This is a genomic window from Deinococcus sedimenti (genome assembly GCF_014648135.1).
Lineage (GTDB): Bacteria > Deinococcota > Deinococci > Deinococcales > Deinococcaceae > Deinococcus > Deinococcus sedimenti.
This window is the reverse complement of sequence record NZ_BMQN01000047.1, coordinates 1-3890: the sequence shown is the minus strand read 5'-3', so window position 1 is coordinate 3890 and position 3890 is coordinate 1. Positions and strand designations below refer to the sequence as shown.

Below are 3890 nucleotides of genomic sequence, written 5' to 3'. Positions count from 1 at the left end.
CGACGGCTTTCGAGGAGCAGGCCCCCATCCCGAACTGACGCTCCACCAAACCCTTGACAGATCACCCTTCGGGTTCGTAGTAGGTGGTGACGGCCTGGGGGAGCAGCTCCACGATGATGTCCTGCGCGCGGGCCACCAGACCGACCGGGTCGGGTTCGAGGGTCAGGTCGCGGGACAGTTCCGCGAAGGCTTCCAAGGCGCGGGTGCGGACCTCGAGTTCGGTGGCGTGTTCGCGCAGCGTGCGGGCCTGCTCGGCGCGTTCGATGGCCAGCCCGAGGCTCTGCGAGACGCTTTCCAGCACGGCCTTGTCGGTGCGGCGCCAGTTGCGGGCGTGGTTCAGGCCGAAAGCGAAGATGCCGCGCGGCTGGCCGTGGACCGTGACGGGCAGGGTGGCGGTGGTCTGCAGCTGCGCGGTGAGGGTCTCCAGGCCGTCGGCGGCGTGGTCGTAGTGCTCCTGGTAGTACGGCCGGCGGGTCTGCCAGGGGATCAGCAGGTTCGGGGTGCCGGTAAAGGAGATGCCGGCGTTCAGCACGGCCTGCAGGTCGGGGTTGCCCAGGTCGCCCACCTGGGATTTCAGGCGCCACAGGTCCCCTTCGGGTTCGTAGTACACGGCGAATCCGCTGGGCAGCAGGTGCTGCGCGAACTGCTGGGCGCGGCGGATCAGGGCGTACAGGTCGCCTTCCAGGGTGAGGTCGCGGGTGAGTTCCGCGAAACCTTCGAGGACGGCGGTGCGGGCCTCAAGTTCGGTGTTCTGGGCGTGCAGCTGCGCGGCCAGCTGCGCGAGGTCGGATTCGCTGCGGCTGAGCTGCGCGGCGGTGGCGTCGGCGCGGGCCTGCCGCTCGACTTCCAGCGCGCGGCGTTCCCGCAGGTCGCGGACGTACCCGATGACCAGGTCGCCCGGCTGGTCGTGGTAGCGCAGCAGCTGCACCTCGACCGGCAGCGGCTGGCCGTAGCGGTCGATCATGGTCTTCTCGTACCAGCCGCTGGTGCCGTGCGTGAACGCGCGGGCGAAGGCAGCCTCGTCTCCGGCGCGTTCGGTGGCGGGCGTGAGGTCCACCCAGTTGATCAGTCCGCTGTCGAAGTCCTCGCGGGTGTAGCCCAGCAGGTGCAGGTACGCGTCGTTGACCTCGACCAGCTGGCCGTCCAGGTTGCCGGTGGCAATGCCGATGGGGCTGAGGTTCGCGAGCGTCTGCACGCGGGCCAGAACGGCGCGGGTCGTGTCGGCCGAACGGGTCAGGGCCGCGTGGCGCAGCGCGAGGGCGGCCACCTGGGCCACCACGAGCAGTTCTCCCTGTTCCTGCGCGCTGGGGGTCGGTCCGGTCAGCTGCGCGGCGTCGTCGGGCGTGACCTGCAGCAGCAGGCCGTCCGCGGTGACGGTCAGGGCCGGGAGGGCGGCGTCCTGGGTGTCCAGCAGGGCCGGGGGGGTGGGGGCGTGGCTGGGCGGGGCGGCGCTGTGGCTGGCGGGCGTCCAGTGAATGCCGTCCCGCTGCCAGCGGGTCCACTGGAGTTGAAGCAGGGGCGTCAGGGGACGCAGCAGGTGACCGTCCAGGTCGGCGGGCGTGCCGATGGCTGTGGCCGCGCCGGTCAGGGCGGGGAGGTGGTCACGCAGGCGGGAGGGCAGCACCCTGGCACCATAATGTACGCGCGGACCGTTTTTCATCCGGTGGTGGCGGGGTGTCTGGCGTACCGGGTCGGCGGTCCGGGGGGTGAACTAGACTGCCCGCATGGCCACTTCCCTGTCTGACCGTCTGACTGCCGAGCTGTCCGGCCTGCGTGAGAGCGGGCTGCTGATTCATCCGCGCGTGCTGGACAGCGCGAACCGCGCCCGGACGCGCGTGGATGGGCGTGAGGTGGTGAACCTCGCGAGCAACAACTACCTGGGCTTCGCGGATCACCCGGCCCTGAAGGCGCGCGCCGCCGAGTACCTGGAGACCTGGGGCGTGGGGGCGGGCGCGGTGCGGACCATCGCGGGGACGCTGCGCATTCACGAGGAGCTGGAGGAGCAGATCGCGCGGTTCAAGCACACGGGGAGCGCGCTGGTGCTGCACAGTGGGTTCACGACGAACCAGGGGGTGCTGGGCGCCCTGCTGCGCGAGGGCGATCTGGTCGTCAGCGACGAGCTGAACCACGCGAGCATCATCGACGGGCTGCGCCTGACGAAGGCCACGAAGAAGGTGTTCAAACACGCGGACCCAGATGATCTGGAGCGGCTGCTGAAAGAGCACGATACGGACGGCCTGAAACTGGTCGTCACGGACGGCGTGTTCTCCATGGATGGGGACGTGGCGCCGCTGGACCGGCTCGTGGCGGTCGCGCGGAAGTACGGCGCGGTGACGTACGTGGACGACGCGCACGGTAGCGGCGTGATGGGCGAAGCGGGGCGCGGCACGGTGCATCACTTCGGCTTCGAGTACGCCGACGACGTGATCCAGGTGGGGACGCTCAGCAAGGCGTGGGGCGGCGTGGGCGGGTACGCCGCCGGGCACGGGGACCTGCGGCAGCTGCTGATCAACCGCGCCCGCCCGTACCTGTTCAGCACCGCGCAGGCCCCCGCGACGGTGGGTGCGCTGGCCGCCGCACTGGACGAGGTGCAGCGCGACCCGACCCTGATGGAGCGCCTGTGGGCGAACACCCGGTACTTCAAGGCGGAGTTGCAGGGCCTGGGCTTCGACATCTTCGGCAGCACCACGCCGATCACGCCCGTCATCTTCGGGGAGGCTCCGGCAGCGTTTGAGGCGAGCCGCCTGCTGTTCGACCGGGGCGTGTTCGCGGTGGGTCTGGGCTTCCCGACCGTCCCCAAGGGGCTGGCCCGCATCCGGAACATCGTGACGGCCGAGCACACCCGCGAGGACTTGGATCACGCCCTGCAGGCGTACGCCGAGGTGGGGCGCACGCTGGGCATCATCTCCTGAGCGCGCCGCCCGTCACGTACCGCGTCCGCGAGTGGCCGGACCTGCCCGCGCTAGGTGGCCTCCGGTCCCTCGCGTGGGGCGGCCTGGACGACGGGTCACGCTGGGCGGCGGTGCTGGAGCGCAGTCTGACCTGGGTCACCGCGTACCACGCGGGGCAGCTGGTGGGGTTCGTGAACGTCGCCTGGGACGGCGGCGTGCACGCCTTCCTGCTGGACGCGACCGTGCATCCGGACTGGCAGCGGCGCGGCATCGGCACGCGGCTGGTTCAGGAAGCCGTCCGCGCCACGCGGGAATCTGCGGACGTGGCGTGGCTCCACGTGGACCACGAGCCCCATCTGAACCATTTCTACGCCGCGTGTAGCTTCACACCCACGCACGCCGGACTGCTGCCGCTGCGGTCATGATCCACCGGCAGGCGTCAGGGCACCGGGTCCCCTCAGCTTCAACTCCCCGCCCTCTGACAACGGTGTTCAGTTCCACTCTGGGGGCAACACCACGTCCCTCACATTGACTTTATTGATAGCGGCATAGATTCGCATTTATGAGCTGATGAGGCAAGTCGATATACCGAACCCGCTGCCAAGCCGTCACCAGTTTCGCTTTCAGCTCCGAGACCGAGCGGGCACAGAAGTTTCCCAGCACACTGCGCTTCACATACGCCTACACCAGCTCGATCGGGTTCAACTCCGGCGCATAGGGCGGCAAAAACACCAGCGACAGGCGTTCGTGGAGACCCACGAACGCCTGTGTTGCCTTCGCCCGGTGGATCCCGGCGTTCTCCAGCACCACCACGATCTCCCCCTGAACGTGGCGGAGCAGGTGCTGGAAGAATCGGATGACGTCCCCACTCCGAATCGCCCCAGACTTCGTATGCTAGAAGCACCGCCCATCCGACGTGATCGCACCGATGGTCGAGAGTTTCTCCCAATGGGCCGGGAGCGTGACCAGGGGCGTGACGCCCCTGGTCGACCACGTGCG

At 69.2% G+C, this 3890-nt stretch carries 3 protein-coding genes and 1 pseudogene; 2 read left to right on the top strand and 2 right to left on the bottom strand.

Features of this window, described 5'->3' with window-relative positions:
• Positions 1-61 precede the first annotated feature (61 nt).
• Positions 62-1624: a PAS domain S-box protein gene (locus tag IEY69_RS21460; protein ID WP_189075106.1), complete on the bottom strand. Its 1563-nt coding sequence runs from the start codon at positions 1622-1624 to the stop codon at positions 62-64.
• Positions 1625-1724: 100 nt separating this feature from the next.
• Between IEY69_RS21460 and IEY69_RS21455 the strand changes: the two genes are divergently transcribed.
• Both IEY69_RS21455 and IEY69_RS21450 read left to right on the top strand, forming a co-directional pair.
• Complete coding sequence (locus tag IEY69_RS21455; RefSeq protein WP_189075105.1) at positions 1725-2912, top strand: glycine C-acetyltransferase; 1188 nt, start codon at positions 1725-1727, stop codon at positions 2910-2912.
• Positions 2913-3022: 110 nt separating this feature from the next.
• Positions 3023-3316, top strand: coding sequence for a GNAT family N-acetyltransferase (locus tag IEY69_RS21450; protein ID WP_229784203.1), 294 nt, complete (start codon positions 3023-3025; stop codon positions 3314-3316).
• A gap of 109 nt (positions 3317-3425) precedes the next feature.
• Here the strand turns inward: IEY69_RS21450 and IEY69_RS22160 are convergent.
• Positions 3426-3890 (bottom strand): annotated as a pseudogene (locus tag IEY69_RS22160) (IS630 family transposase); the annotation flags it as partial.

Bases quoted from the DNA above. Each gene is read 5' to 3' on its own strand.
- IEY69_RS21455 (WP_189075105.1), top strand. From the start codon at position 1,725: ATGGCCACTTCCCTGTCTGACCGTCTGACTGCCGAGCTGTCCGGCCTG.